This window comes from Pseudomonas sp. Marseille-Q1929 (assembly GCF_017316265.1).
Classification (GTDB): domain Bacteria; phylum Pseudomonadota; class Gammaproteobacteria; order Pseudomonadales; family Pseudomonadaceae; genus Aquipseudomonas.
Genome location: NZ_JAFLWU010000019.1, coordinates 1 through 25,727, shown reverse-complemented (window position 1 = coordinate 25,727; position 25,727 = coordinate 1). Strand labels below are relative to the sequence as shown.

Sequence of the window (25,727 nt, the reverse complement as noted above, 5' to 3'; positions counted from 1 at the left end):
GTCATACTAGCCATGTCCTCACGTCATGGCTGAACCGCGATGAAACGCCTGCCACCGCTGCCCGCGCTGCACACCTTTTGGGTGACCGCCCAGTGCTGCAACTTCACCCGCGCCGCCGAGCAATTGCACATCACCCAGGGTGCGGTGAGCCGGCAGATCGCCGGGCTGGAAAGCCATTTGGGTTACGCCCTGTTCCAACGCCAGGCGCGCGGCTTGAGCCTCACCGATGAAGGCCGCGAATGGTCGCTGCGCGCGCAGCAGGTATTTGGCCTGATCGGTGACGCCGTGGAGCAGATCGGCCGCCGTCGCCAGACCCTCCAACTCAAGGCCTCCACCTGCGTGATGCGCTGGCTGCTGCCGCGCCTGATGCAATGGCAAAAGGAACGCCCGGACGTGCCGGTGGAACTCACCACCACCGTGGCCTACAGCGTGGATTTTCGCCGCGAACAATTCGATGCGGCGCTGATCTACGCGCCCATCGCCGAGCAACCGGCCGAGGCGCGGCATTTGTTCGACGAGCAACTCACACCGGTCTGCGCCCCCGCGCTACTCGGCGACTTGCAGCGCCCGCTGGATTTGCAGCAGCAGGTCTTGCTGCACCCTACGCGGGACGAGCGGGATTGGGCGCTGTGGCTGAAAGCCGCGAACACGCACTTGAGCAACCTGGCCCAGGGGCATCATTTTGAAACCCTGGACTTGGCAATGACGGTGGCGTCCCAAGGTTCGGGCGTGGCGATTGGCGACAGTGCGCTGATTGGCGAGGATGTGAAGGCGGGGCGGTTGGTGATGCCGTTTGCGCTGCGGGTGCCGACGGGGATGGGGTATTTCCTGGTGTATCCGCCGGGGACGGCACCGTCGGAGGGGCTTGAAGCGTTGATGGATTGGCTGGTCAGCCAGGCACAACAGTCCTGACACCGCAGATCCAACTGTGGGAACTGGCTTTTGTGGGAGCTGGCTTGCCTGCGATAGCGGTGTGACTGAAACACCGCCATCGCAGGCAAGCCAGCTCCCACAGTTTGAGCGGTGCAAACCTGATCTGGCCTGCAAACCCAATCCCCTGTGGGAGCGGGCTTGCCCGCGAAGGCGGCCTGTCAGCCAACACAGAGGCAGCTGACCCACCGCCATCGCAGGCAAGCCAGCTCCCACAGTTTGAGCGGTGCAAACCTGATCTGGCCTGCAAACCCAATCCCCTGTGGGAGCGGGCTTGCCCGCGAAGGCGGCCTGTCAGCCAACCCAGAGGCAGCTGACCCACCGCCATCGCAGGCAAGCCAGCTCCCACAGTTTGAGCGGTGCAAACCTGATCTGGCCTGCAAACCCAATCCCCTGTGGGAGCGGGCTTGCTCGCGATGGCGGCCTGTCAGTCAACCCAGAGGCAGCTGACCCACCGCCATCGCAGGCAAGCCAGCTCCCACAGTTTGAGCGGTGCAAACCTGATCTGGCGTGTGAACCCAATCCCCTGTGGGAGCGGGCTTGCCCGCGATGGCGGTGTATCAGTCACACCCGCTCCCACAGGTTTTGACCGCTTTGTGTCAGTAGCCCACAGTGAAACGCTGGCGCGAGTGTTTTGGCGATTCCACTTCGTCGATCAACGCAATCGCATAGTCGGCAAAGCTGATCCAGCTGCGGCCTTCACTGCTCACCAGCAAATCATCCTGGCCCACGCGGAATGTGCCCGTGCGCTCGGTCTCCACAAACTCCGCCGACGGCGACAGGAAGGTCCAATCCAGTTCCTGCTCCTGACGCAGCGCCGCGAGGAAATCAGCGCCCGCACTGGCTTCAGTCTTGTACTCCGCTGGGAAACCCGGGCTGTCAATCACGCGGCTGCCATCCGGCAGCAACAGCGAACCCGCACCGCCCACCACCAGCAGGCGTTTCACCCCGGCTTTGTTCACCGGGCCGATCACGGCGCTGGCGGGCAGGGTGGCGAAGTGTGCGGCGCTGATCACCACATCGTTGCCGCTGACCGCGTGTTGCAGGGCCACGGCGTCCAGCGCATCGGCTTGTTTGACGGTGACGCCCGGCCGTGGGGCGAGCTTGTCGGTATTACGCGCAATGGCGGTGACGGTATGCCCACGACGCAGCGCTTCTTCCAGCAGTTGGCTACCGGCACGGCCGGTGGCACCGATGATTGCAATCTTGCTCATGACGTTCTCCAGTTCGTTAAGGGTTTAAAACCATTCACCACTTCATTTCGCCCTTGGCGACTTTGGCGCTCAGTTCCAGCGAGCTTTCGTCGGCGAGGGTCGGGTAACGCTTTTTCATGGCCGCGATCAGGGCGGCGGCATCCTTGGCCTTGGCGGTTTCGATGTCGAAGGCCCTGATGTAGTCGGCGGTAAAGGCCACCGATTTCAGCGTCGGTGTGCCGAGGTAGTGGCCCGGGATCACCGTCTGCGGTTTCAGCTGTTGGATGCGTTGCAGTGTCGCCAGCCAGTCTTTATGGGACTGTGCGCTCTGGGTGTCGGCCATCCACAGGTGGATGTTCTCGGCGACGACCACGCCACCGACCACGGCCTTGATCGACGGAATCCACACAAAGCTGCGGTCCGGCTGCGCGCCGTCGAGGCCGATGACCTCCAGTTGCTGGCCTTCCAGGGTCAGGCTGTGGCCTGGCAGCACGTCCGGCACGATGGTTTTAGCCGGCTTGTCGGCGCCCATTTTCGGGCCCCAGAATTCCAGTTTTCCGGCGACGGTGGCCTTGATGTGATCGACCACCGGTTGTGGCGCCAGCACCTTGGCGTCGGGGAAGGCGGCGGTGAGGGTGTCGAGGCCGAAGTAGTAGTCCGGGTCGCCGTGGCTGATGTAGATGGTGGTCAGGTGCTTGCCGCTGGCGCGGATCTTCTGCACCAGCTGTTCGGCCTGGGCCTTGCCGAATTGCGCGTCCACCAGGATCGCGTCTTTCGCGCCGCTGACCAGCACCGAGCTGACCGGGAAAATCGCGGCTTCACCGGGGTTGTACACGTCGAGGGTCAGGTCGGCCGCGGCCGCATGGGCGGCGAAGGCCAGGGCGGCGGTGGCCAGGGTCAAGCGCTTGAGGGTGGACAGCATCGGGCAGCTCCAGCAGTCGATTCAAAGGATGCACAGAGCTTAGTTGCACCAAACGCAACTAAAAATGCGATGCTGGGACATAGTTTGTTTCTAAAATCGGGCAGATCATGGATCGTCTTCAAGCAATGCGCGTGTTTGTCACCGTGGTGGACCTGGGCAGCCAGTCCGCCGCCGCCGATCATCTGGACCTGTCGCGCCCGGTGGTCTCGCGCTACCTGGCGGAGCTGGAAGACTGGGTCGGCGCACGCCTGCTGCACCGCACCACGCGCAAGCTCAGCCTGACCGCCGCCGGCAGCGAAACCCTGCCGCGTTGCCGGCAACTGCTGGAGTTGAGTTGCGACATGCAGGCCGCCGTCAGCGAACCCGATGACGCGCCCCGTGGCCTGTTGCGCCTGAGCGTGAGCACCTCGTTCGGCCAGGCGCAGTTGGCCGACGCCATCGCCGAGTACGTGCAGCGCTACCCGCTGGTGACGGTGGACATGCAAATGCTCGACCGCACGGTGAACCTGGTGGATGAACGGATCGACCTGGCCATTCGCACCAGCACGGACCTGGACCCCAACCTGATCGCCCGGCGCCTGACCGTCTGTCGTTCGGTGGTGTGCGCCAGCCCCGCGTACCTGCTGGCGCATCCGGCGCCGCAGAAAGTCGAAGACCTCGCGCGGCACAACTGCCTCACCCATTCCTACTTCGGTAAAAGCCTGTGGCATTTCGAAGAGGGCGGTGAGCACGTGTCGGTGCCGGTGCACGGCAATATCACCGCCAACGAGGCCAGCACCCTGTTGCGCGTGACGCTGGCCGGGGCCGGTGTGGGCATGCTGCCCAGCTATCAGGCGGGCGATCACATCCGCCGTGGCGAACTGGTGCGCCTGCTGCCCGAGGCCGAGCCCCGGCAGATGAACATCTACGCGGTGTACGCCTCGCGCAAGCACATGCCGTCGGCGTTGCGCAGCCTGTTGGATTTTCTGGTGGTGAGGTTTCCGCAGGAACCGGCGTGGGACGTCGGTTTGTAGGCCGATATAAACCGGTTGAATGTCGCCCAATAATGGCAACTTGCCCTGGCTGGCCTATGCTTTAAACAGCACCTTGTAGTCCCGCTCAGAGGTCTGTGCCATGAGCATCAAAACCAGAAAGTACCTGATGATTTTCTCCCTCTGCGCGGTTGCCAGCGCGCTGTACGGCACTGCCGCCTACCGCGTCGAGCAAACCCGCATGCAGCCGAGCTTTGCGATCAGCTGTCATCAGGACCAATGTGTTCCGCATACCGGCAGTTTCAGCGCGTTGCGCTAAAACCGGGGTGATGCAGCACTCCATACTGTGGGAGCGGGCTTGCCCGCGATTGCGGTGTGCCAGTCGACGCTGCTCCAACTGAAATACCGCTATCGCGGGCAAGCCCGCTCCCACATAGGCCTGTTTCACCTTTTAGATTTGCGTTGCTTCGGCCTTCAATTGCTCACGAAACGCTTTCGGCGAAAACCCCACCCGTCGACGAAACAACCGCGAGAAGTTGGTCGGGTCGGAGAACCCCAACACCTCGGACATTTCATTGATGCTCATGCTGGTGTAAGTCAGCAGGCGCTTGGCTTCCAGCAACTGGCGGTCATGCATGATCTGCAACGCCGGTTGGCCGCCCAATTCCCGACACGTGCCGTTCAGGTGTGAGACCGAGATCCCCAGCTTGTGGGCCAGGTCCTCGATCTTCGGATGCTCGCGGTAATGCTGCTCGACCAGTTGGGTAAACCGCCGGAAATACTCGCGCCCGCGCGGCGCCCGTGGGTGGCGGCGCTGGATCGCCTGGCGGCTGATCCACACCAGCAGCACGCTGACCAGGGCGTGCATCATCATGTCTCGCGCCGGTTGTTCATCGGCGTATTCGTCCTGCAGGCGGGCGAATTGGTGGTTGAGGTAGTCGCTGTCCTTGCCTGCCGGATAATTTCCCAGCGCGTGCAGGCCATCTACCGTGTCCCCCAGTTGCGCCTGCAAGTGGCTGACCAGTGGCGCCGCCAGGGTCACCACATAACCTTCGACGTCTTCGGCAAACCGAAACCCATGCACACACAGCGGCGGCAGTACTTGCAGCGTCGCTTCGTTGATCGTGGTGCGTTGGCCTTCGATTTCCAGGTGAGCCTGGCCTTTGTGCACATACAACAATTGGCACAGATCCGCGTGCCGGTGGGGCTGGATTTCCCACTGGTATTCCCGACTGCGCCGGGAAATGGTTTCGCAGTGCAACAAATCGGGGGTCGGCCATTGCTGGTCCTCCCCGTAAAGCTTGAAGACCGGAATCGCGGTTTTGGTCATGGTTTCAATCCGATACCCAGGAAAGTGGTGCGGTAATCGCCCCGATTGGCAAAAAGCGCAGGCTTTGGCTCAGTTTTCACCTTCTTATACCGGCGACTCAAGTGAAAAATGTCAGCCACAAGACCAATGACAACTCTTTCACTCAATCCGTTCGGGTGGAATCTGCAGGCGATAACAATAATGAAAATCCTGAAAACCCAAGTCGCCATTATTGGCGCCGGTCCCTCTGGGCTGTTGCTTGGCCAACTGCTGCATAACGCCGGTATCCAAACCCTGATTGTCGAGCGGCAAAGTGCCGATTACGTGCAAGGCCGCATCCGTGCCGGGGTGCTGGAGCAAGGCATGGTCGATCTGCTGCGCGAGGCGGGCGTGAGCCAGCGCATGGACCGCGAAGGGCTGGTGCACGATGGTTTTGAACTGGCCCTGAACGGCCAACTCACCCACATCGACCTCAAGGCCTTGACCGGCGGCCAGTCGGTGATGATCTACGGCCAGACCGAAGTTACCCGCGACCTGATGCACGCCCGCGCCGCAGCAGGCGCCAGCACCCTCTACGAAGCGCGCGACGTGCAGCCCCACGATGTGAAAAGTGATCGGCCGTGGCTCACCTTTGAACATCAGGGCGAAGCCTTTCGCCTGGAGTGCGACTACATCGCTGGTTGCGATGGATTTCACGGCGTTGCCCGTCAGTCGATTCCGCAAGAGTCGCTGAAAATCTTCGAGCGCGTGTACCCCTTCGGCTGGCTCGGCATCCTCGCCGATACCCCGCCGGTGCACGCTGAACTGGTCTACGCCAAGCACCCACGTGGCTTTGCCCTGTGCAGCATGCGCTCGCCGACCCGCAGCCGCTATTACCTGCAAGTGCCGGTGGAGGAAGCGCTGGATGAATGGTCGGACGCACGTTTCTGGGATGAACTGAAAACCCGCCTGCCCGGCGAATTGGCCGAGCAACTGGTGACCGGGCCGTCCATCGAGAAAAGCATCGCGCCCTTGCGCAGCTTCGTAGTGGAACCGATGCAGTACGGGCGCCTGTTCCTGCTCGGCGATGCGGCACACATCGTGCCACCCACCGGGGCCAAGGGCTTGAACCTGGCGGCGAGTGACGTGAGCACCTTGTACCGCATTTTGCTCAAGGTGTATGGCGAGGGGCGCGTGGACCTGCTGGAGAAATACTCGGCAATCTGCCTGCGGCGGGTGTGGAAGGCGGAGCGGTTTTCCTGGTGGATGACTTCGATGTTGCATCAGTTTCCCGAGGCGGATGGGTTTAGCCAGCGCATTGCCGAGAGTGAGTTGGAGTACTTCATTCATTCCGAGGCTGGGCGTAGGACCATTGCCGAGAATTATGTCGGACTGCCCTACGAAGCCATCGAATAACCAACATTCCAACTGTAGGAACATGGCCCCCTGTGGGAGCGGGCTTGCTCGCGAATGCTGTGTGTCAGTCAAAGCTATTTCGATTGATCCACCGCATTCGCGAGCAAGCCCGCTCCCACAGTTTTTGACCGTATTTCATCCTCAGGGGCTGTAGTACCCGACCGCCACCATGTAATGCCCACTCTTGCGCAAGTAAGCATGCTTGTTCTCCACCTTGCCAGTCACCGGATTCTTCCAGCGGTACTTGTATTCCCCCTGGTCCTGCTCGCTCATCAGCTTGAGGATCGGCTCGCCCACCGGCTTGCCGTCGGGGTCCTTGATCTTGCTGAAGTCGGTGTTGATCAGCCGCAGGTTGGTGCCATGGGCCACGTAGCGCCCGGTGCTGAGATCGACCACGAACACATACAGGTCATCCTGCAGGAAACCGCCCTGCAATGAATTGATCGCCTTGAGCGTACCGGCCTCGTCCTTGACCAGCGCGTCCACCGCCTTGTTGCGCAGCGCCCGCGCCTGTTCCGGGGTAGCCCGTGGCAGGTAGTAACCCACCGCGAGGATGCGTTCGCCGATACGCTGGTAGAACACATGCTTGTGCTCGACCTTGCCGTCGTTCCAGTTCTGCCAACGGTAGTCGGCCTGCTGGATGCCTTGGCCTTCGGGCACCTTGAGCGCATCCTTGAACGACTGGCGCAGATCCGGCCCGAGCACTTCACTCACATCACGCCCGATCAACGCGGAAGAAGGCCCACCGCTGGCCAGCAGCACGCCCTGGGTATCGACCACGAACACATAGCGGTCCTGGTCGATGAATTCGCCCTGGCGACTGAAGGCCGCGAACGCCTTGTCGCCCTGGGTCTGGTAATACGCCAAGGCTTTTTCCAGCAAAGCCTTGGCGGCTTGCGCGTCCGCTTCCTCAACGGTTGCGGCGTGTACCTGGCTGAAACACAACAGCAGCAGCCAGGTGATGCGCAGCATTGCCTTCATGATCCGTCCCTCGTTCTTGTTTGTGTGCCAAGAGCGTAGACGGTCGGCGCCGATTCAGAAGGGTTTGGTGGGCAGGTACTTGCCATCCAGGGTGATCACCGCGCGGGAGCCGCCGTCCGGGTCTGCGACTTTCTTGATGTCCAGCTTGAAGTTGATCGCGCTGATGATGCCGTCGCCAAATTGCTCATGCACCAGGGCCTTGAGGGTGGAACCGTAGACCTGCAGCATTTCGTAGAAACGGTACATCGTCGGGTCGGTCGGCACGCCAGCGGGGAAGCTGCCGCGCAGGGGCACGCTTTGCAGCAGGCGGCTGGCGTGCTGGTCCAGGCCGAGCTTGGCGCAGACCACGTCGGCGGCTTCTTTAGGCAATGGATGCTGGCCGAGCAGGGCGGCGGTGACGAACGCCAGGCTCAGGCCGGTGCCGTCGGTGAGGTCCTGCCAGGACAGGTTCTTGCGCGCCTTGAGGTCGATAACGGTATCGGCCAGGGCCAGGCGTGGGGTTTGCGCGAATTGAGCTTGCAACATGGTGATGTCCTCTGGGTTTGGAAAGGTGTCAGGCGTGAACCTGGGGTTGATCCAGCAGCGCGACGAAGCGCCCGCTGCGGTGGTCGAGGGCGTCGATGGCGCCGGTTTCGATGTCATAGACCCAGCCATGCAGGGTCAGCCGGCCCTGTTCAAGCGCCAAGGCGACCGAGGGATGGGTCTTGAGGTTGGCCAGTTGCGCCACCACGTTTTCGCGCACCAATGCGTTCAAGCGTGCGGCGTCCGAGAGGTGGTCACGGGCGGCGTTGATCACCTTGGCCGACTCGGCGTGGCGCAACCAATTGGCCACGGCCGGCAGGTGATCCAGGCATTTGCAGGTGGAGATGGCGGTCATCGCGCCGCAGTCCGAATGGCCGCAGATCACAATGTCGCTGACCCTCAGCACCGCCACCGCGTATTCGACAGTGGCCGACACGCCGCCAGGCTCCGGGCCGTAGGACGGCACAATGTTGCCGGCGTTGCGGATTACAAACAGGTCGCCAGGTTCCTGCTGGGTCAGCAGCTCCGGGACTACACGGCTGTCGGAGCAGGACACAAACAAGGTGCCGGGGCTTTGGGTGGTCGCCAGGTGTTTGAACAGGTCGCTGCGTTGGGCAAAGGCTTCGCTCTGGAATTTGCGGAAGCCGTCGATGAGATGCTGCATGGTGGTTCTCCTTGCGTCGCTGATGGGGCAAGGATGGAAGTTTTCAGCTATAGCGTCCAAGACCGGCTTATTATGGTTCCTATAAGTCATGCCTATAGTTGGAGCGCCGTCGATGTTGTTGCGCCATATCCGTTACCTGCTGGCCGTTGCCGAGCATCGCAATTTCACCCGCGCCGCCGAAGCGCTGCACGTATCGCAGCCGACCTTGTCGCAACAGATCAAGCAGCTTGAAGAAACCCTCGGCGCGCCGCTGCTGGACCGCTCCGGGCGCAGCGTCAGCCTGACCGACGCGGGGCAGGCCTATGTGCGTTTTGCGCGCCTGGCCTTGCAGGACTTGCAGGCCGGCACCCGCGCCATGCATGACGTGCAAGACCTCAGCCGCGGCAGCCTGCGCCTGGCGATGACGCCGACGTTCACCGCGTACCTGATCGGCCCGCTGCTGGCGCGCTTCAACGCCTTGTACCCGGGCATCACGATCAGTGTTGAAGAGTTGACCCAAGACCGCATGGAAACCGCGCTGACCGAGGACCTGCTGGACATCGGCATCGGCTTTACCGGCGAGCACCTGCCGGATATCGCCTGCGAAGCGCTGTTTGTCGAGGCGCTCAGCGTGGTCGTCAGCGCCAGCCATCCGGCGTTGCATGCGCCATCGTGGCTTGAACAGCCCATGGTGTTGTTGAACCCAGGCTTCGCGACCCGCCGCTATATCGATGACTATTGCCGCCAGCAGGGGGTGAAACCACACATCGCGATGGAGGCCAATTCCATCAGCGCGATCATTGAAATCGTGCGCCATACCGCGTTGGCCACCATCCTGCCCAGTGCGATTGCCTCGGCCCATTCGGGTTTGCAGGCGGTGGCGATCAGCCCAGCATTGCCGCAGCGCACGGTGGCATTGTTGAGTCGCCAGGGCGCCTATCGCAGCGCTGCCTGCACGGCGTTTGTCGAACTGATCAAGGCGATGGCGAATGTTTAGCCAAACTGCAACCAAACTCCGTCAACCCTGAATTTATCCAACTATCCGCGCGTGTGACGCTGCCGGGCATCGACCTCACTGTGATCCCCCATGGACGGTTCCCCCGACACGCTTCCCGAGCTGGCTTTCTGGGCACTGTTCCACTGCCGGCACGCGCGCCCACCAGACACCGTTCTCCTACGTTGATCCGCCCCCCGTAGGGCGTGCACTTGCGCGCCTGCCTGACACACACGTATGAGAATTCCCATGAGTGATTTTGCCTGCCTGCACGAAGCCCACACCTTCCTTGCGCAACACCCGGACATCGAGATGTTCGAGCTGTTTATCCTCGACAACAACGGCGTGCCGCGCGGCAAACTGCTGCACCGCGATGAGCTGTTGGCGGTGTACGAAAGTGGGCGGCCATTGCCCAGCACCATCCTCGGCCTGACCATCAATGGCGATGACGTGGAAAACTCCGGGCTGGTCTGGGACGTTGGCGATATCGACTGCCGCGCCTACCCGATCAGCGGCAGTCTGCAGCGCATGCCGTGGCGGCTGATACCGACGGCAGCGGTGCAAGTCAGCATGCATCCGACAGAAGGGTTGCCCGCCACCGTGGCCGATCCCCGGCATTTGCTGGCCAAGGTGATCGACGGGCTCAAGGCCGACGGTTATTACCCGGTGATGGCGGCCGAGCTGGAGTTCTACCTGCTCGACCAGAAGCCCGACAGCCATGGCCGCCCGCAACCCGCGCGGGATGTGGACGGCGGTCGCCCGCGCTCCACCCAGGTCTACGGCCTGCGTGAGCTGGAGCAGATCGAGCCGTTCCTCGCCGACCTCTACAGTGCCTGCAAACTGCAAGGCATCCCGGCGCGCACGGCGATTTCCGAATACGCCCCGGGCCAGGTGGAAATCACCCTGGAGCACCGCGCCGACGCCCTGCAAGCGATGGACGAAGCCGTGCGCTACAAGCGCCTGGTCAAGGGCGTGGCGCACAAACACGGGATGACCGCCTGCTTCATGGCCAAACCGTTCGACGACCTGGCCGGCACCGGTATGCACATGCACGTCAGCCTGGCGGACGCCGAGGGCCGCAACCTGTTCGCCAGCGAGGCCGCCGATGGCACGCCGCTGCTGCGCCAGGCGGTGGGTGGCATGCTCAGCACCTTGCTCGACTCGCTGCTGCTGTTCTGCCCCAACGCCAACTCCTATCGGCGCTTCCAGACCAACAGCTACGCGCCGCTGGCCGCCACCTGGGGCGTGGACAACCGCACCGTCAGCCTGCGCGTGCCCGGCGGCCCGGCCAACTCCCGGCACATCGAACACCGCATCTGCGGCGCCGACGCCAACCCCTACCTGGCGGCCGCCGCGATCCTCGCCGGCATCCATCGCGGCATCCGCGAACAGCGCGACCCCGGTGCGCCGGTGGAAGGCAACGGCTACGCCCAGGCCAAGGAATTGTTGCCCACCGATTGGTTGACCACCTTGCGCGCGCTGGAAGGTTCCAGCTGGGCGCGGGACGCGTTTGGCAGCGAGTTCCTCAACGTCTACCTCGCGGTCAAACGCGCCGAATATCGCCAGTTCATGGGCGAGGTCGGCGAGCAGGATTGGCGCTGGTATCTGCATCAAGCCTGATCGGGTTGGCGGTAGTGAAGGCTTCAACCTTTTTTTCACGTTGCAGTGGTTAAGCTGCGGCATAAGGTCGTTCACTACCGTTTCATTCATATGGGCCCGTGATGTCGCCACAACCTCCATCCTCCATCGAGATCGAATACGCCGAGCGCTGTGATCGTGAGCACGCACGGGTCTGCGGCGACACGCGTCCGCCTGGCCTGTTGCAGCGCCTGACGGCGTGGCGTGATGAGCGGTTGGTACGCCATGCGCTGAAGGTGGCGGGCGAGCCGGGGTTGATCCTCGACCTGGCGTGCGGCTCCGGGCGCTTCTGGCCGGTGTTGGCCGAGCACGTCAACCGGGTGATCCTGGCCTCGGACAATTCCCAGGCCATGCTCGACCACGCCCGCACCCACCATCCGGCGGCGCTGCTCAAGCGCATTAAGACGTTCCAGGGCTCGGCGTTTTCCATCGGCTTGTCGGCGAATGCGGTGGACTGCATTTTCTGCCTGGAGCTGTTTCGCCATGTGCCCAGCAGCGAAGGGCGCCTGGCCTTGCTGCGCGAGTTTCACCGGGTCAGCCGCGACACGGTGATTGTCTCGGTCACTTCGGCGGTGGCCGTGGAGGATGAATTTCGTCAGGCCGGTTTCAGCGTGCTCAATCACCAGGAATTCATGCCCGGCTCCAAGCTGTGGCGGGTCTACGTGCTGCGTAAGAGAGGATAACTGCCGCCTGTCGGACTATTCTTTCGTCTCTTGTCGGAGTTTTCATGATGGCGGGTGTACTGCGGGTGCTCGCGAGGCCCTTTCGCGATATATACTGCGCGCCATTCTTCAAGGGAGAGCCGTGTGGCCATCGATATTCACTGGATCTGCGACAACGATAGCCTCGGCCAGCATTGCGCCGAATGGCAGCAGTTGCCATTCGTCGCCCTCGACACCGAATTCATGCGGGTCGACACCTTTTATCCCATTGCCGGGCTGATCCAGATTGGTGATGGCGTGCGCGCTTACCTGATCGATCCCCTGACCATCGACAACTGGCAACCCTTGGCCGCTTTGCTGGAGAACCCGGCAGTGATCAAGGTGGTGCACGCCTGTAGCGAAGACCTGGAAGTGTTGCTGCGCCTGACCGGCAGCTTGCCGGTGCCATTGTTCGACACCCAATTGGCTGCCGCGTACCTGAACCTCGGGTTCTCCATGGGCTATTCGCGCCTGGTGCAAGCGGTACTGGATATCGAACTGCCCAAGGGCGAGACCCGCTCGGACTGGTTGCAGCGGCCGTTGTCGGAGACGCAGATCAGCTACGCCGCCGAAGACGCGGTGCACCTGGCCGAAGTCTACGTGCGCCTGCGCCCGCAGCTGTCCGACGAGAAATACGCCTGGGTGCTGGAAGACGGTGCGGAGCTGGTGGCCAACCTGCGCCGCGAAACCGACCCGTACGAGGTGTACCGCGACGCCAAGCTGGCGTGGAAACTGTCCCGCGCCCAGCTCGCCGTATTGCGTGAACTGTGCGCCTGGCGCGAGCAGCAAGCCCGTGCCCGTGACCTGCCGCGCAACCGCATCATTCGCGAGCATTCGTTGTGGCCCCTGGCCAAGACCCAGCCGGATAACCTCGCCGCCCTGGGCAAGATCGAAGACATGCACCCGCGCACCGTGCGTCAGGACGGCCAGTTCCTGCTGGACCTGATCAAGCGTGCCGGCAGTGTGTCCATCGACCAATGGCCGCCGGCTGTCGCCGAACCGTTGCCGGTGGACGCCGCCACGCTGATCAAGCAACTGCGTGCCCTGGGCCAGGCCGAAGCCGAGCGCCTGGACATGGCCCCGGAACTGATGCTGCGCAAGAAAACCCTCGAAGCCCTGGTCAAAAGTGGCTACCCCGATGGGCCTTATAAATTGCCAGACTCGCTGCGTGGCTGGCGCCGCGAGTTGATGGGCCAGGCGCTGCTCGACAGCCTGGCCACTGCCGGAGAACAGCCTTGAAACGTATTTGCTCCATCTACCGCAGCTCCAAACGCGCCGGCATGTACCTCTACGTGCTGAAAAGCGACGAGCTGGAACGGGTGCCCGAAGGCCTGCTTGCTGTATTCGGCAAACCGCTGCTCGCGTTCAATCTGGTGCTGACGCCCGAGCGCAAGCTGCAACAGGAAGACATCGCACAGGTCCTGGAAAACCTCGACAAGCAGGGCTACCACCTGCAAATGCCGCCGCCCGAGGACGAGTACATCGAACACTTGCCCGAAGAACTGCTGCGCCGCAACGACCCGATGTGATCGGTCAGTGCCCCATTCGGGGCACATTTTTCAATGCAATCGTATTGGTGGGCGGTGGCCGTAAGGATGCGGGCGGCCGTCTGCACTGTTTTTGAAAGGTTTTAAGCATGCGTGTTCTGATTGCTGAACAGGATCACCCGCTCTACGCCCAATTGCTGGGCGAAGCGGCACCGGACCTTGAGGTGTTGACCAGCGGCGACTCGGCCGAACTGTCACGCCTGGCCGCCGATTGCCCGGTCTGGCTGGGCCAGCCTGACCTGCTGGCCACCCTGTTGCGCCAAGGCCATCAGCCGCAGTGGCTGCAATCGACCTGGGCGGGCATCACGCCGCTGCTGGCCGACGGTTTGCCGCGCCACTATCGCCTGACTCGCGCGGTGGGTATTTATGGCCAGGTCATGGCCGAATTTGTCCTCACCTACATGCTCGGCCACGAGCGCGAAGTGCTGGCGCGGCTGGTCAGCCAGGTGGAGCGCAAGTGGGACAGCCGCATGGGCCAAAGCCTGGCGGGGCGCAAGGTGCTGATTGTCGGCACTGGCAATATCGGCCAAAGCGTCGCCGAGTTCCTGGTGCCGTTTGGCGTCAAGCTGTATGGCATCGCCAGCACGGCGCGGGAGCAGGCGCCGTTTGTCGAGGTGGCCGGCCTGGACCAGTTGGGCCGCTTGGTGGGGGAGGTGGACTACGTGATCAACCTGCTGCCTAACACCCCAGCCACCCATGACCTGTACGACGCGGCGCTGTTCAAGCAATTCAAGCCGACCGGGTTGTTTATCAACGTGGGTCGCGGTGTGTCGGTAGTGGATGCCGATCTGGTGGAGGCCTTGAAGGAGGGGCATCTGGCCGGTGCGGTGATTGATGTGTGCCGCCAGGAGCCCTTGCCCCAGCGGCATCCGTTCTGGACCGCCTGGGGCCTGCTGTTGACCGGGCATAGCTCGGCGCCGACATCGCCGGCATTGATGGTGGAGTTGTTCGTGCACAACCTGCGGGCGTATCAGGCCAAGCAAGACTTGCGCGGCAACGTGGATTTCGAGCGCGGTTACTGAGGCACTCTTCAGCCTTTCGCCATTGACATAATGCCTGACACTCCATGCTGGAACTTCGTCCCTGGGTTTTGATACTCAGGCACTCAGGGAGACGCCGACAAGCGCCTCCCTCGGGACGAATTTTTCAGCTATGGACAGGTATTCATATGAACGCTATCAGTGCCCCAGGTGCATTTCGCTCCACGCCTTCATCGGCACCTGAGATCCAGTCTTCATTGCCGGTTGACCCTCAGCGCCAGCCGTCTCTTGTGCAAGACAACCCCGTCAGCCCCGATAACCCGGCAGCGCTGAAAACGGCCTTTGGCGACAGTTGCAACTGGAAAACCCTCACGCAAAAACTCCAGACAATCCTGGAGTCCTTGAGCCAGCGCTTCGCCCAAGGCGCGTACCCAGACCCCACATCCTTTGCCGCCGACCTGGCGCTGTGTCTGAACCGTATTTCCATCCCTGTGTGTGAGGATTCCACCTACTATCGCCAGCATGCGCTGACGCCGCAAAGCCAGGTCAGCCTTCAGGCCTATCTGCAGGGTTGTGGTTTGAGCGTGCCGACAACCTGGGCGGAGTTGGTCGATTTGAACCAGCACACCACGCTGCGCGCGCAGGTCCACCCACTGGGTAATTTCAGCGGCGCATTGGCGTGGCCCATACCGCTGGGCAATGAGGACCAGCGTTCAATTATCGCGCTACTGAAAAGCGCCAGCTCCGGGTTGCCAGGGTTGCCGCTGGTGGATGAGCACAAAGGTGCCCTGGGGTATCTGCTCAGTGGCAGTGCGGTGTCCGATGCCGACTTGCGCACCCCGTCCCTGGCCATCGAGAAACTGCTCGGCTCGCCCAAGGCGCAAGCGCTAGGGCAGGCCATACAGACTGCGTTGGGTGGTTTTGCCACCGACAGCAGCCTGAATGAGTACGTGCTGGCCGCGATCCAATTGGGCCTGGACCCGGAGTCGTGCCAGGCGCCCGAGCGTACCCATGTCGCCGGGTTCGACTTGGCGCAACCGGCACATTGGGGGCAACGGCCGTCGACGGTGATTGAAGGGCTGCGCCGGCATTTGTTGGACAAGGGCCGGGTCACCGAACAAACGGCGCTGTTGGGGGCTCGCCTGGTGCTGGCGAAGGCCGCGCCGCAGTTTCTGGTCAAAGACATCCCGCCAGGCGTGACGTATGGCAGCCTCGCTTGGGCCCAACTGACGATTGCCACTGCGCGGATAGAGGCCGATTCACCGGGGCGCGCGCTCAACCTGAGCTACGCGCAAGCGCTGGCGAGTGCCGAAGAGGTCGATACCCCGGAGCCCTTGCTCCAGGACATCCAGAAAAAAGCCATGACGGATTGGGCAGTGGCGAACGGCCTGCTGAGCAGCGCCACGCCTACGGATGCGGAGCTCGAGCCCGTACGGGTCGAGTACAACCGCCAGATGCTCGCCCTGACCACGGCCAGCAGCCTGGCGAAGACGCCCATTCCCAGTCGCCGGGAGATGGCGTTGGATGCGCTAAAGGCGGCTTTTCCAGACGTCGACCCCGCGCTATTTGAGGTTGAGAGCGTGGTCGGGGTGTTTCGGATTCCCGGCAGGGCTGGCAGGGTCGATGGCCCGCGTTCCATGCTGGACATTGTCATGCACGGTAAAAAGCTGGGTGACCATGAACACTGGATGTCTGCGGACCCGCGTATTCCTGCCTTAGCGTTTTGTACGTTGCGTGACAGCGGCAAGCTGGAGGTCGCCGAAACCTTTGCCAGCGACTATGAGCAGGCGATCACGGCGGCAAAAAAAGGCCATCAAGGCTTGACCCAGGCCCTGCTGGCGACGTTACCGCCGCAAGATCGCAAGAACCTTGAGTACGGTGAGTTGGAGTTCTTTCATACCAACGAGTACAAAATGGGCTTTGGCATGGTCATTGCGCCGTCGGAAACCTTGAAGCGCAGGGGGCACACCCTGCGGGTGAAAACCACGCTGGGGGGCGAGGTGAACATTTATGAGATCGATACCAAGGCGGGCACGGTTGAAAAACAAAACTTCTTGATCAGACGCTACACGCCGCCCTACACGGATAAAAAACTGCGCGAGGAGCACGGGGACATCATCCATAAAACCGTGCTGTTCAAGCCCTTCAAGGATGAACAGCCGGACCTGGCCAAGGCCCAGCCAAGCGCCAGCACCGGCAAGCTGACCTTCGGTTCGGCGCGCAGTGAATATATCGGCAGGGTGTTTGCCGAGTCTCTGGATTTGCGTAATGAAGACTTATTGGCGCAGGCCCGTGGGCAGACGGCCTACGACGATGAGTCAGACAGCCTCAAGGCTGCCGGAGAGTTTTTCCTCAACCTGATTCCCCTGCGGTCGGCCATCGTCAACTTCTCCAAGGGTGATATTGGTGCCGGTTTGTTCGACTTGGGCATGGATTTCATCGGCCTGGTTACCTTGGGCGCGGGCAAGGCGGCGCAAGCTGGCAAAGCGTTCTCGAAGGGCATCAGCAGCCTGCGCGGAGTGTCCAAGGTCGCGCGGTTCGTTGGCACGACGGCGATCGAAGCGTTCAACCCGTTGAGTGGAATGGGGGATTTGACGGTAGGTGCGGGCCGCCTGATCAAACAAGGCGGCAGGCGGGTGCTGGCCAAGGGCAAGGAAGCGGTCCGCAAGCTCAGGGGCACGAGTGGCAGTTATGACGTATTGAAAGCGGCGAGCAAGAGCCACGAGGCAGTGGCCACCGGGATCTTGAAGGTGGCGGGCGAACCTGTTGAAGGGGCGGCGGTTTTGCACAAAGGCCAATGGTATGCCTTTGATGCGGACCAGATGCGCCCTTACGGCGGGCCGCTTGAAGGATTCATTGCTGACACCCACGCCGTGGACGGTGTGCTCGGCAAGGCGTCCATCGAGCCGGCGAGTGAACTGAGCAATGCAGTGTCTGGCCGATTCAAGGTACCTGAGGCGACCATCCACGGCTTATCCCGTAACAGCCAGGGCGTGTATGTCGGCGTGGATGGGCACTCATCCCATATCCGCCACATTGACAGTGCCGGCCAATCGGCGGTGTATGAAGTGCGCCAGGTGACCCGCACGGAAGACGGCGTGACCCAGGCGCGGATTTATCACAATAACCGGCAAACCGAGTGGTTGCTCCAGCATGTCGAGGGAGACCAGTGGCAACGTCTGGGGGCGATGGGGGGCGTCCATATCAATGCCGATCACCTGCGGGCGTGGGAGGCATTGCCCATCCGGGAACAGCACAAGCTCACCGTGGCGGGTTTCGCCAGGCGGCATCGGCTTAATCCCCCCACCTTGGCGCATTACGTGCAGGCTGACGGGCGGCTGAGCGCGGCAGGCATCTTGCTGCGGGACCGCGCCGCAGGTGTGCCACTGAGCCCGATCACACCGTCGCGTATTCGCGACTGGCAGGCGATGACGCAGCAAGCGCGTGATGCAACCACGATGGAAGGCTTTGCCAGCGTCCATAATCTCGATATCCGGGACTTCAAAGGCTATGTGAAGCAAAACGGAGACCTGTTGGGGCCTGGGGAGGCGTTTTTGTTCCGGGCTGCAGGAGGGGACTATTCGCGGATCGACGGCTACCATTTGCAGGAGTGGAGCCAGCTTGTCCAGCAGCCGAACAACCGGGTTACGCCAGCGCTGTATCGGCGCCAACACAACCTCAATCCAGTGGATTGGAGCCAGTGGATGTTCGTTGACGGTTCGTTGAAGCCGGAGGCGTTAAAACGTATCAGCACGCTACAACCGCGCCCTTCCACCGCGAACCCGTCCCGCAAACGGCCGGCGCCTGACCCCATCAACCCGCCACAAAAGGAGCCGCTGGACCTGTCCACCCCCCAATCAAGTACGACGCCGGGCGTACAGATCCCTGGGCCCTCTTCATCTGTCACACCGATCATCAAGATCGAGCCGGATGCACCACCGCTGCGCACGCTCGCGCCTCATCAGGTGGATAATTCGCTGCCAATCCTGCAAGACCCGCTGGACCCGAAGGTCAGCCTGACCCAAGCGCTGGAAGGACCTATCGAGGACATCCGGATTACTAGCTGGAACGGCCTGTTGGAAGGGCTCGATACGGCGCAGAAAAAGTCAGTCGGCGACCGTATCAAAGCCTCGATCAAGGACTGGCTGCGCACCGAAGGCAGCCACGGGTCGAAATTCGATGAAATGCTGGAAGTGGTCACACCGCTGGACGATGGCGGGCCAGCGCGGGGGGCTTCGGTGTGGGCGAAGCGCGATATTGCCCAATTTGAAGTGCTCGGCCCGTACTCGGGCAAATACCACGCATCGGAGGCGTCGTTGTTTCAGGAGCAGCGCAAGCACGGTTCGCGGGCCGTGTTGACTTACCTGTTCGGCACTCGCTCGGGTCAGCGTACGGTGAGTGCGTTGAACAGCGGCAATACCTTAAGTCTGGTGAACACCTCGCAACTGCGTAATGGGCCGGCGTGGCAGGCGAATAACGTGGCGTCGATCTCGGTCGGTAAAAACCTGACGTTCTACGTGTCGCTCAAGGACATCAAGGCCGGTGATGAATTGTTGCTGGACTATGGCCCGTTCTACCAGCCAGTTCCCAACATCGCGATCAAGCCCGATCCCGACGCCTGAACCGTACGGGCTGAAGCTGCATCCTTCGGGATGCAGTGCATCCCCTTGCGGGATTTTCAGCGCCTGATCGAAGCCCGCCATGCCGTGGGTGCACCAGCCGCTGACTCAAACCCTGACAATCAAGCTGGAACCTCGTCATTGGGTTTTTACACTCATTGAAAACGGGGGCACCCACAGGAGCCCTCGCAGGACGACTTTCTCAGCTATGGACAGGTAACTTCATGACGGTCATTTCGCCTTCGCGCGCCTATATCCCTTCGATAACCCCCAACGCCAACCCCGAGCTGCATACCAAGCCCGCCCCGACGACAAGCCAAGTGGCGCGATCAAACTCAGCCAACCCCACGCAGACTCTCGACAACCCGGCGGCGTTGAAGCTTGCATTCGGTGACAGCTGCGATTGGCAAGCGTTGCTCAAGCACTTGCAGGCAATCCTTCAAACGCTCAATGACGATCCTCGCTCTGCGGACGTCGTCCTGGCGACCCGCTTGAAAAGTACGTTGATGAGCGTGTGCGAAGATTCGTCGTATTCCCGTGAACATGGTCTGGCGCCCAACGAGCGGGTAAGCCTCGACGCCTTTATTCAAGGCAAGGGCCTGAGTGTGCCCACCAACCCTGCAGAGCTGGCCAGCCTGAATCAACGGGTTCTGCTACAAGCGCAAGCCCATCCGTTGGGGAATTTCAGCGGCGCGCTGTCTTGGCCTGTGCCGCCCAGCCCCGAGGACCAGCGCTCGATGGTGGCGCTGTTGCAAGGTACCACCGCGCAATTGCCTGGCCTGCCATTGGCGGATGAGCGAAAAGGCACCTTGGGTTATCTGCTCAGTGGCAGTGCGGTGTCGGAATCCGACTTGAAAAAGCCCACAGTCGCCATCGAAAAACTGCTCGGATCGGCCAAGGCCCAGGCGCTGGGGCAGGCGATACAGACGCAACTGGGCGGTTATGCGACGAACAGTAGCCTCAATGAATACCTGCTGGCGGCTATCCACCTGGGCCTGGACCCGGAGTTGCTGGAGGCCCCGGCGCCGAGCAGCGTCGCCGGCTTTGACCTGGCGCGTGAAGCACACAGAGGGCAAGGGGCGCAGGCGGTCATCGACAACCTCGCCCAGCACTTGCTGGATAAAGGCCGGGTCACGGCACAAACAGCCAGCCTGGGCGCGCGCCTGCTGCTGGCCAAAGCAGCCCCGGAGTTTCTGGTCAAAGGCATCCCGCGCAGTGTCACCTACGGCAGCCTCACCTGGGCCCAACTGGCGATTGCTGCCGCCAGGATCGAGGCGGACACGCCCGGCCGTGCGCTCTCGATGAGCTATGCCGAAGTGCTGGCGTATGCCGCCGAGCTCAATACCGGCAACGCGGTGCTCCAAGGCATTCAATACAAAGCCATGGCGGACTGGGCTGTGGCGAACGACTTGCTCACCCACGCCACGCCCACGGACACCGAGCTGGAGACCGTGCGGGTCGAGTACAACCGGCAGATGCTCGCCTTGACCACGGCCAGCAGCCAGGCGAAGACGCCTATCCCGAGCCGCCGGGAGATGGCGCTGGACGCGCTCAAGGCGGCTTTTCCAGACGTTGACCCCGCGCTATTTGAGGTTGAGAGCGTGGTCGGGGTGTTTCGGATTCCCGGCAGGGCTGGCAGGGTCGATGGCCCGCGTTCCATGCTGGACATTGTCATGCACGGTAAAAAGCTGGGTGACCATGAACACTGGATGTCTGCGGACCCGCGTATTCCTGCCTTAGCGTTTTGTACGTTGCGTGACAGCGGCAAGCTGGAGGTCGCCGAAACCTTTGCCAGCGACTATGAGCAGGCGATCACGGCGGCAAAAAAAGGCCATCAAGGCTTGACCCAGGCCCTGCTGGCGACGTTACCGCCGCAAGATCGCAAGAACCTTGAGTACGGTGAGTTGGAGTTCTTTCATACCAACGAGTACAAAATGGGCTTTGGCATGGTCATTGCGCCGTCGGAAACCTTGAAGCGCAGGGGGCACACCCTGCGGGTGAAAACCACGCTGGGGGGCGAGGTGAACATTTATGAGATCGATACCAAGGCGGGCACGGTTGAAAAACAAAACTTCTTGATCAGACGCTACACGCCGCCCTACACGGATAAAAAACTGCGCGAGGAGCACGGGGACATCATCCATAAAACCGTGCTGTTCAAGCCCTTCAAGGATGAACAGCCGGACCTGGCCAAGGCCCAGCCAAACGCCAGCACCGGCAAGCTGACCTTCGGTTCGGCGCGCAGTGAATACATCGGCAGGGTGTTTGCCGAATCCCTGGATTTGCGCAACCAGGACTTGTCGGGCCAGGCCCGCGGTGTGACGTCCTTTGACAAGGAGGCGGCCAGCCTCAAGGCGGCCGGCGAGTTTTTCCTCAACCTGATTCCCTTGCGGTCGGCCATTGTCAACTTCTCCAAGGGTGATATTGGTGCCGGTTTGTTCGACTTGGGCATGGATTTCATCGGCCTGGTTACCTTGGGTGCGGGCAAGGTGGCGCAGGCGGGCAAGGCTTTTTCAAAGGGTATTTCCAGCGTGCGCGGAGCCGCCAAGGCCATGCGATTTGTCGGCGCGACGGTTATCGAGGTATTCAACCCCTTAAGTGGTGCCGGTGACCTGGCCCAGGGCGTTGGCAGGCTTATCCAAAAAGGCGCCAGCCGCTTGATTTCCAAAAGTACTGATGGGGTCAACCGGCTCAAGGGGGCAAGCGCCAGCTACGACTTGCTCAAAGCTGCAAGCCAGCAACATGGCGCCGCAGCAATAGGCACCTTCAAGGTGGCAGGAGAAACCGTTGACGGTGCGGCGGTGTTACACAAGGGCCAGTGGTATGCGCTGGATGTGGAAAAACTGCAGCCCTATGGCAGTCCGCTTGCAGCGTTTGTGCCTAACACCCATGCAGTGAAAGGGGTGATCCGCGCGAAGGAAATTCCGCAGGGCGCTCAGTTAGACAATGCGCTGCATAGCGCCTTCAAAGTGCCGGAATCGACGATCACCGGGCTGTCGCGTAACAGCCAAAGCGTTTATACCGCGGCGAACGGGCATCAATCGTATATACGCCACACCGATCAACTGGGGCAGCAGGCCGTATATGAGGTTCGGCAAGTCGCGCGCAGCGAAGACGGGATGACCCAGGCGCGGATTTATCACAACAATCGACAAACCGAGTTGCTGGTGCAGCATGTCCAGGGTGACCAATGGCAACGTCTGGGCGCCAAGGGCGGTCATCCAGCGCGAGTGAACAGTGATTGTGGACGCGAGATTGGTTCGGGTGCGGAGGCTGTACTGTATGAGAGTCGCGATGGCGCCAGTGTGTATAAATGCTTCGACGCCGATGTCGAGTCATTTGATATCAATGCCGTCATCAATCAGGCCGATGCCCTGAATTTATACTACGGCGAGGGTTTTGCAGAGGCGTTTACCAGCATGGGCGACGCCTATATCAAGATGAAAAAACTCGATGGTGTCAGCCTTGCAAGTGTTCAACCCGATAGCTTACCGGTGCAAGCACGCAGTCTTTTGGATGATGCCTTCAGATCCCTGGAGGAGAAAAATATCTTCCAGGGTGATTTGCATCTGGGGAATTTTTTGTACTCTGCGCGAGACAAGAAAATTTATCCGGTGGATATCAGCCCTAACTCGCGTAGCGACCTCACTGTCGGCGACCCGCTGCCGGATGATCTTATGGATGACTACGAACTGTATAAAGCTGACTTGTATAACGATTTCAACAAGCTGTTGAAATCAGCGTAACTCCCCGGTGATGCGCCGACGGTGATTCACGATTGATCCACCGTCGGGAGGCCCTTAGAGGCTGAAATCACCTTCAGACACCAACTCGCTCAACGGCCGACGCGGGCTTGGCACTTCACGACCTTGCAGGTACTCCGGCAAGGTCGACTTGTCCCCCAGCTTGCCCACCGCCACGGCGGCATGCAGTGCATAACCTTCCGGGATTTTCAGTTCTTTGCGGGTCAGTTCCTGATCGAAGCCGGCCATGCCGTGGGTGTGATAACCGCTGAGGCTGGCTTGCAGCGCCAGGTGGCCCCAGGCCGAACCGGTGTCGAAGGTGTGCCACAGCGCTGGGGTTTCTTCGCTGGCGCCGGGGGCGGTGAAGTCGGTCTTCGAGGCGATGATCACCAGCGCCGAGGCGTGTTGCGCCCAGCCACGGTTGAATTCATTGAGCAGGCCGAGGAAACGTTCCCAGTTCGGCGTGTCGCGGCGCGCGTAGAGAAACCGCCATGGCTGCGAGTTGTAGGCCGACGGCGCCCAGCGCGCGGCTTCGAAGAAGCTCAGCAGGGTTTCTTGCGGGATGCTCTCGCCGGTAAAGGCGCGGGGCGACCAGCGGTCGGTGAACTGGGTGTGGATCGGGTAATCGGCAACACGTGTCATGGGCGGTTCCTGAGGGTCAATTCGGCGTTCAAAGCTACTGCGCGGCCACTAGACTGACAAGTGTTGTTACACCGCCAGTCGTAAGCGCTTGGTTCCCGGGGGCTTGGGCACTAGACTGGCGGCCTTTTCACCTACCGATACTGATGTAGAGCCATGGCCGCCAAAGTCGAACCTTTCTGGATACGCAAAACCCTTGAACACCTCGATCAGGAGGAGTGGGAGTCGTTGTGCGACGGCTGTGGCCTGTGCTGCCTGCAAAAGCTTGAGGATGAAGACGACAACAGCGTCTATTACACGCGCATCGCCTGCAAACTGCTCGACCTGAAAACCTGCCAGTGCACGGACTACCCCAACCGCCGCGACTCGGTGCCCGATTGCATCCAGCTCACGCCCGGCCAGGCAGACCAGTTCAAATGGCTGCCGCCAACCTGCGGCTACCGCCTGGTCAGCGAGCGCAAGGACCTGCCGCTGTGGCACCACCTGGTCTGTGGCGACCGCGACGCGGTGCACCACGAACGTATTTCCCAGTCCGGGCGCATGCTCGCCGAAGGCAGCGTGCCCGAAGACGACTGGGAGGATTACCTGATCTTCCGCGCAGGCTGATAAAGGAGTCGCCATGACGATCGCAGTCAAGCTGGCCGCCACCCTGGTGTTGCTGGCGCTGAGCGGGCCGGGCTGGTGCGCGAAGAAAGTCGATCTGGATTATCACGTCAAGTTGCTGCCCCAGAGCGATCAGGCCGAAGTGCGGGTGAGCCTGTCCCAGGGTTCGGCGGTGCGCAGCCTGGACTTTGACCTGGGCCACGACGGCGACTACAGCGACTTCAAGGCCGACGGCCAGTGGCAGGTCAACGACAGCCGTGGCCTGTGGCAACCCAGCGCCGACAAGGCCAGCCTGACCTACCGCGTACGCCTCACCCACGCGCGTAAGGCAGGCCTCTACGAAGCGCGCATGACGCCGAGTTGGGCGCTGTTTCGCGGCGAAGACCTGGTGCCCACCGCGCGGCTCGACCAGCAGGACGGCGTCGAGCTGGTGTCGCGGCTGGTGTTCGAATTGCCCGCCGGCTGGAAAAGCATCGAGACGGCCTGGCCGCGCATTGGCAAAAACAAGTTCCGCATCGACAACGTCTCACGCCTGTTCGACCGGCCCACCGGCTGGATGCTCGCCGGCACCCTCGGCAGCCGCCGCGTGCGCCTGGGCGAAACCGAAGTCACCGTGGCCTCGCCCAAGGGCCAGGCCATGCGCCGCATGGATGTGCTGACGCTGCTGACCTTCGTCTGGCCGCAGGTGGAGGCCGCGTTCCCACGGCATCCGGCCAAGTTGCTGATCGTCGGTGCCAGCGACCCGATGCGCCGGGGGGCGTTTTCGGCGCGCGACTCGATCTACCTCAACAGCCGCACGCCGCTGATCAGCGAAAACGGCAGCAGCCCGTTGATCCGTGAAGTGGTGCAGGCGATTGGGCGCTTCAACGATCACGACACCAGCGACTGGATCAGCGAAGGCCTGGCGGAGTATTACGCCATCGAGCTGGTGCGGCGTGCGGGTGGGATTACCGATGAGCGCTATCAGGCGCTCCAGGCGCGGTTGACCAAGGAAGGCAAGGACGTGACCACCCTGCGCGGCGAACACGTCAGCGGCGCCACGGTGTCGCGGGCGGTGGTGGTGTTGCAGGAGCTGGATCGCGAGATTCGCGTGAAGACCCACAACAAGCGCTCGCTGGATGACTTGGTGCAGGCGGTGATGCGGGCCAATAGCATCACGACGGCGGAGTTTGTGCAGCTCGCAGAAAGCGTGATCGGCGAAGGGTCGGTGGTGCTGGATACCAAGTTATTGCACTGATCTCAGGGCCTGCACAAGCCCAATGTGGGAGCGGGCTTGAACTGGTCCAGTAATTTCGGACATTCTTTTCGGTTCTCACGCTGCTAGCTTTTCCGCCGCTATCGGTGAGTGATAACCGTTGTAGCTGTGGCGCCTTACGCTGTTGTATCGCGCCACATAT

The 25,727-nt window shown here is 61.7% G+C and carries 21 protein-coding genes and 1 pseudogene; 14 read left to right on the top strand and 8 right to left on the bottom strand.

Features of this window, described 5'->3' with window-relative positions; all coding sequences use genetic code 11:
* Positions 1 to 39: 39 nt before the first annotated feature.
* Entirely contained in the window at positions 40 to 912 is an 873-nt protein-coding gene (locus J1G37_RS19495; protein ID WP_207044642.1) for a LysR substrate-binding domain-containing protein, read from the top strand.
* A 617-nt stretch (positions 913 to 1,529) separates the two neighbouring features.
* Here J1G37_RS19495 and J1G37_RS19490 read toward each other — a convergent pair.
* Positions 1,530 to 2,144 carry an NAD(P)-dependent oxidoreductase gene (locus tag J1G37_RS19490; RefSeq protein WP_207044640.1) on the bottom strand — a complete coding sequence of 205 codons (615 nt, stop codon included), beginning with the start codon at positions 2,142 to 2,144 and terminating at the stop codon, positions 1,530 to 1,532.
* Positions 2,145 to 2,178: 34 nt separating this feature from the next.
* Positions 2,179 to 3,045 (bottom strand): MBL fold metallo-hydrolase, encoded by an 867-nt coding sequence (locus J1G37_RS19485; protein ID WP_207044638.1) that lies wholly within the window; start codon positions 3,043 to 3,045, stop codon positions 2,179 to 2,181.
* Positions 3,046 to 3,152: 107 nt separating this feature from the next.
* Here J1G37_RS19485 and J1G37_RS19480 point away from each other — a divergent pair, with 107 nt between their 5' ends.
* Positions 3,153 to 4,058, top strand: a complete 906-nt coding sequence (locus tag J1G37_RS19480) for a LysR family transcriptional regulator (protein ID WP_124527999.1) — start codon at positions 3,153 to 3,155, stop codon at positions 4,056 to 4,058.
* A 100-nt stretch (positions 4,059 to 4,158) separates the two neighbouring features.
* A complete protein-coding gene (locus J1G37_RS19475) occupies positions 4,159 to 4,335 on the top strand; it encodes a hypothetical protein (RefSeq protein WP_177325328.1) in 177 nt (58 codons plus the stop codon).
* A gap of 132 nt (positions 4,336 to 4,467) precedes the next feature.
* Here the strand turns inward: J1G37_RS19475 and J1G37_RS19470 are convergent, their stop codons facing one another.
* On the bottom strand, positions 4,468 to 5,346 hold the full coding sequence (locus tag J1G37_RS19470; RefSeq protein ID WP_207044636.1) for a helix-turn-helix domain-containing protein: 879 nt from the start codon (positions 5,344 to 5,346) through the stop codon (positions 4,468 to 4,470).
* A 189-nt stretch (positions 5,347 to 5,535) separates the two neighbouring features.
* On the opposite strand from J1G37_RS19470, the gene pobA reads away from it, so the two are divergent.
* The gene (gene pobA, locus J1G37_RS19465) at positions 5,536 to 6,720 is read left to right on the top strand and encodes a 4-hydroxybenzoate 3-monooxygenase (RefSeq protein WP_207044814.1); all 1,185 of its coding nucleotides are present in this window, start codon (positions 5,536 to 5,538) and stop codon (positions 6,718 to 6,720) included.
* A gap of 141 nt (positions 6,721 to 6,861) precedes the next feature.
* Here the strand turns inward: pobA and J1G37_RS19460 are convergent, their stop codons facing one another.
* From J1G37_RS19460 to J1G37_RS19450, 3 genes are read right to left on the bottom strand one after another with little or no spacing between them, the layout of a single operon-like run.
* Positions 6,862 to 7,701, bottom strand: a complete 840-nt coding sequence (locus J1G37_RS19460) for a cache domain-containing protein (protein WP_207044634.1) — start codon at positions 7,699 to 7,701, stop codon at positions 6,862 to 6,864.
* A 54-nt stretch (positions 7,702 to 7,755) separates the two neighbouring features.
* Positions 7,756 to 8,226, bottom strand: a complete 471-nt coding sequence (gene cynS / locus J1G37_RS19455; RefSeq protein WP_207044632.1) for a cyanase — start codon at positions 8,224 to 8,226, stop codon at positions 7,756 to 7,758.
* Between the two features lie 28 nt (positions 8,227 to 8,254).
* Positions 8,255 to 8,887 carry a carbonic anhydrase gene (locus tag J1G37_RS19450; protein WP_207044630.1) on the bottom strand — a complete coding sequence of 211 codons (633 nt, stop codon included), beginning with the start codon at positions 8,885 to 8,887 and terminating at the stop codon, positions 8,255 to 8,257.
* Positions 8,888 to 8,999: 112 nt separating this feature from the next.
* Between J1G37_RS19450 and cynR the strand changes: the two genes are divergently transcribed.
* From cynR to J1G37_RS19415, 7 genes are all read left to right on the top strand, one after another.
* Positions 9,000 to 9,863 carry a transcriptional regulator CynR gene (gene cynR, locus J1G37_RS19445; protein ID WP_207044813.1) on the top strand — a complete coding sequence of 288 codons (864 nt, stop codon included), beginning with the start codon at positions 9,000 to 9,002 and terminating at the stop codon, positions 9,861 to 9,863.
* Positions 9,864 to 10,109: 246 nt separating this feature from the next.
* A complete protein-coding gene (locus J1G37_RS19440) occupies positions 10,110 to 11,480 on the top strand; it encodes a glutamine synthetase family protein (protein WP_207044627.1) in 1,371 nt (456 codons plus the stop codon).
* A gap of 101 nt (positions 11,481 to 11,581) precedes the next feature.
* Entirely contained in the window at positions 11,582 to 12,181 is a 600-nt protein-coding gene (locus J1G37_RS19435) for a class I SAM-dependent methyltransferase (protein WP_207044625.1), read from the top strand.
* A 123-nt stretch (positions 12,182 to 12,304) separates the two neighbouring features.
* The gene (rnd, locus tag J1G37_RS19430) at positions 12,305 to 13,438 is read left to right on the top strand and encodes a ribonuclease D (RefSeq protein ID WP_207044623.1); all 1,134 of its coding nucleotides are present in this window, start codon (positions 12,305 to 12,307) and stop codon (positions 13,436 to 13,438) included.
* A complete protein-coding gene (locus J1G37_RS19425; protein ID WP_017736294.1) occupies positions 13,435 to 13,728 on the top strand; it encodes a YcgL domain-containing protein in 294 nt (97 codons plus the stop codon). The genes rnd and J1G37_RS19425 overlap by 4 nt, the downstream gene beginning before the upstream one ends.
* A 107-nt stretch (positions 13,729 to 13,835) precedes the next feature.
* Positions 13,836 to 14,768, top strand: a complete 933-nt coding sequence (locus J1G37_RS19420) for a D-2-hydroxyacid dehydrogenase (RefSeq protein WP_207044621.1) — start codon at positions 13,836 to 13,838, stop codon at positions 14,766 to 14,768.
* Positions 14,769 to 14,914: 146 nt separating this feature from the next.
* Positions 14,915 to 19,348 carry an SET domain-containing protein-lysine N-methyltransferase gene (locus tag J1G37_RS19415; protein WP_207044619.1) on the top strand — a complete coding sequence of 1,478 codons (4,434 nt, stop codon included), beginning with the start codon at positions 14,915 to 14,917 and terminating at the stop codon, positions 19,346 to 19,348.
* 30 nt (positions 19,349 to 19,378) lie between these two features.
* On the opposite strand, the pseudogene J1G37_RS29040 reads toward J1G37_RS19415, so the two are convergent.
* Positions 19,379 to 19,471 (bottom strand): annotated as a pseudogene (locus tag J1G37_RS29040) (nitroreductase family protein); the annotation flags it as partial.
* Positions 19,472 to 20,154: 683 nt separating this feature from the next.
* On the opposite strand from J1G37_RS29040, the gene J1G37_RS19410 reads away from it, so the two are divergent.
* Entirely contained in the window at positions 20,155 to 23,091 is a 2,937-nt protein-coding gene (locus J1G37_RS19410; RefSeq protein ID WP_242551657.1) for a hypothetical protein, read from the top strand.
* A gap of 54 nt (positions 23,092 to 23,145) precedes the next feature.
* Here the strand turns inward: J1G37_RS19410 and J1G37_RS19405 are convergent, their stop codons facing one another.
* The gene (locus J1G37_RS19405) at positions 23,146 to 23,730 is read right to left on the bottom strand and encodes a nitroreductase family protein (protein WP_207044617.1); all 585 of its coding nucleotides are present in this window, start codon (positions 23,728 to 23,730) and stop codon (positions 23,146 to 23,148) included.
* 153 nt (positions 23,731 to 23,883) lie between these two features.
* Between J1G37_RS19405 and J1G37_RS19400 the strand changes: the two genes are divergently transcribed.
* On the top strand, positions 23,884 to 24,333 hold the full coding sequence (locus tag J1G37_RS19400) for a YcgN family cysteine cluster protein (protein WP_207044615.1): 450 nt from the start codon (positions 23,884 to 23,886) through the stop codon (positions 24,331 to 24,333).
* Between the two features lie 13 nt (positions 24,334 to 24,346).
* The gene (locus J1G37_RS19395; protein ID WP_207044612.1) at positions 24,347 to 25,567 is read left to right on the top strand and encodes a hypothetical protein; all 1,221 of its coding nucleotides are present in this window, start codon (positions 24,347 to 24,349) and stop codon (positions 25,565 to 25,567) included.
* Positions 25,568 to 25,727 lie beyond the last annotated feature (160 nt).

Bases quoted from the DNA above. Each gene is read 5' to 3' on its own strand.
- J1G37_RS19495 (WP_207044642.1), top strand. From the start codon at position 40: ATGAAACGCCTGCCACCGCTGCCCGCGCTGCACACCTTTTGGGTGACC.
- J1G37_RS19420 (WP_207044621.1), top strand. From the start codon at position 13,836: ATGCGTGTTCTGATTGCTGAACAGGATCACCCGCTCTACGCCCAATTG.
- cynS (WP_207044632.1), bottom strand. From the start codon at position 8,226: ATGTTGCAAGCTCAATTCGCGCAAACCCCACGCCTGGCCCTGGCCGAT.
- J1G37_RS19475 (WP_177325328.1), top strand. From the start codon at position 4,159: ATGAGCATCAAAACCAGAAAGTACCTGATGATTTTCTCCCTCTGCGCG.
- J1G37_RS19470 (WP_207044636.1), bottom strand. From the start codon at position 5,346: ATGACCAAAACCGCGATTCCGGTCTTCAAGCTTTACGGGGAGGACCAG.
- J1G37_RS19440 (WP_207044627.1), top strand. From the start codon at position 10,110: ATGAGTGATTTTGCCTGCCTGCACGAAGCCCACACCTTCCTTGCGCAA.
- J1G37_RS19395 (WP_207044612.1), top strand. From the start codon at position 24,347: ATGACGATCGCAGTCAAGCTGGCCGCCACCCTGGTGTTGCTGGCGCTG.
- J1G37_RS19450 (WP_207044630.1), bottom strand. From the start codon at position 8,887: ATGCAGCATCTCATCGACGGCTTCCGCAAATTCCAGAGCGAAGCCTTT.
- J1G37_RS19480 (WP_124527999.1), top strand. From the start codon at position 3,153: ATGGATCGTCTTCAAGCAATGCGCGTGTTTGTCACCGTGGTGGACCTG.
- J1G37_RS19490 (WP_207044640.1), bottom strand. From the start codon at position 2,144: ATGAGCAAGATTGCAATCATCGGTGCCACCGGCCGTGCCGGTAGCCAA.
- J1G37_RS19435 (WP_207044625.1), top strand. From the start codon at position 11,582: ATGTCGCCACAACCTCCATCCTCCATCGAGATCGAATACGCCGAGCGC.
- J1G37_RS19415 (WP_207044619.1), top strand. From the start codon at position 14,915: ATGAACGCTATCAGTGCCCCAGGTGCATTTCGCTCCACGCCTTCATCG.
- J1G37_RS19405 (WP_207044617.1), bottom strand. From the start codon at position 23,730: ATGACACGTGTTGCCGATTACCCGATCCACACCCAGTTCACCGACCGC.
- J1G37_RS19485 (WP_207044638.1), bottom strand. From the start codon at position 3,045: ATGCTGTCCACCCTCAAGCGCTTGACCCTGGCCACCGCCGCCCTGGCC.
- J1G37_RS19460 (WP_207044634.1), bottom strand. From the start codon at position 7,701: ATGAAGGCAATGCTGCGCATCACCTGGCTGCTGCTGTTGTGTTTCAGC.
- cynR (WP_207044813.1), top strand. From the start codon at position 9,000: ATGTTGTTGCGCCATATCCGTTACCTGCTGGCCGTTGCCGAGCATCGC.
- J1G37_RS19400 (WP_207044615.1), top strand. From the start codon at position 23,884: ATGGCCGCCAAAGTCGAACCTTTCTGGATACGCAAAACCCTTGAACAC.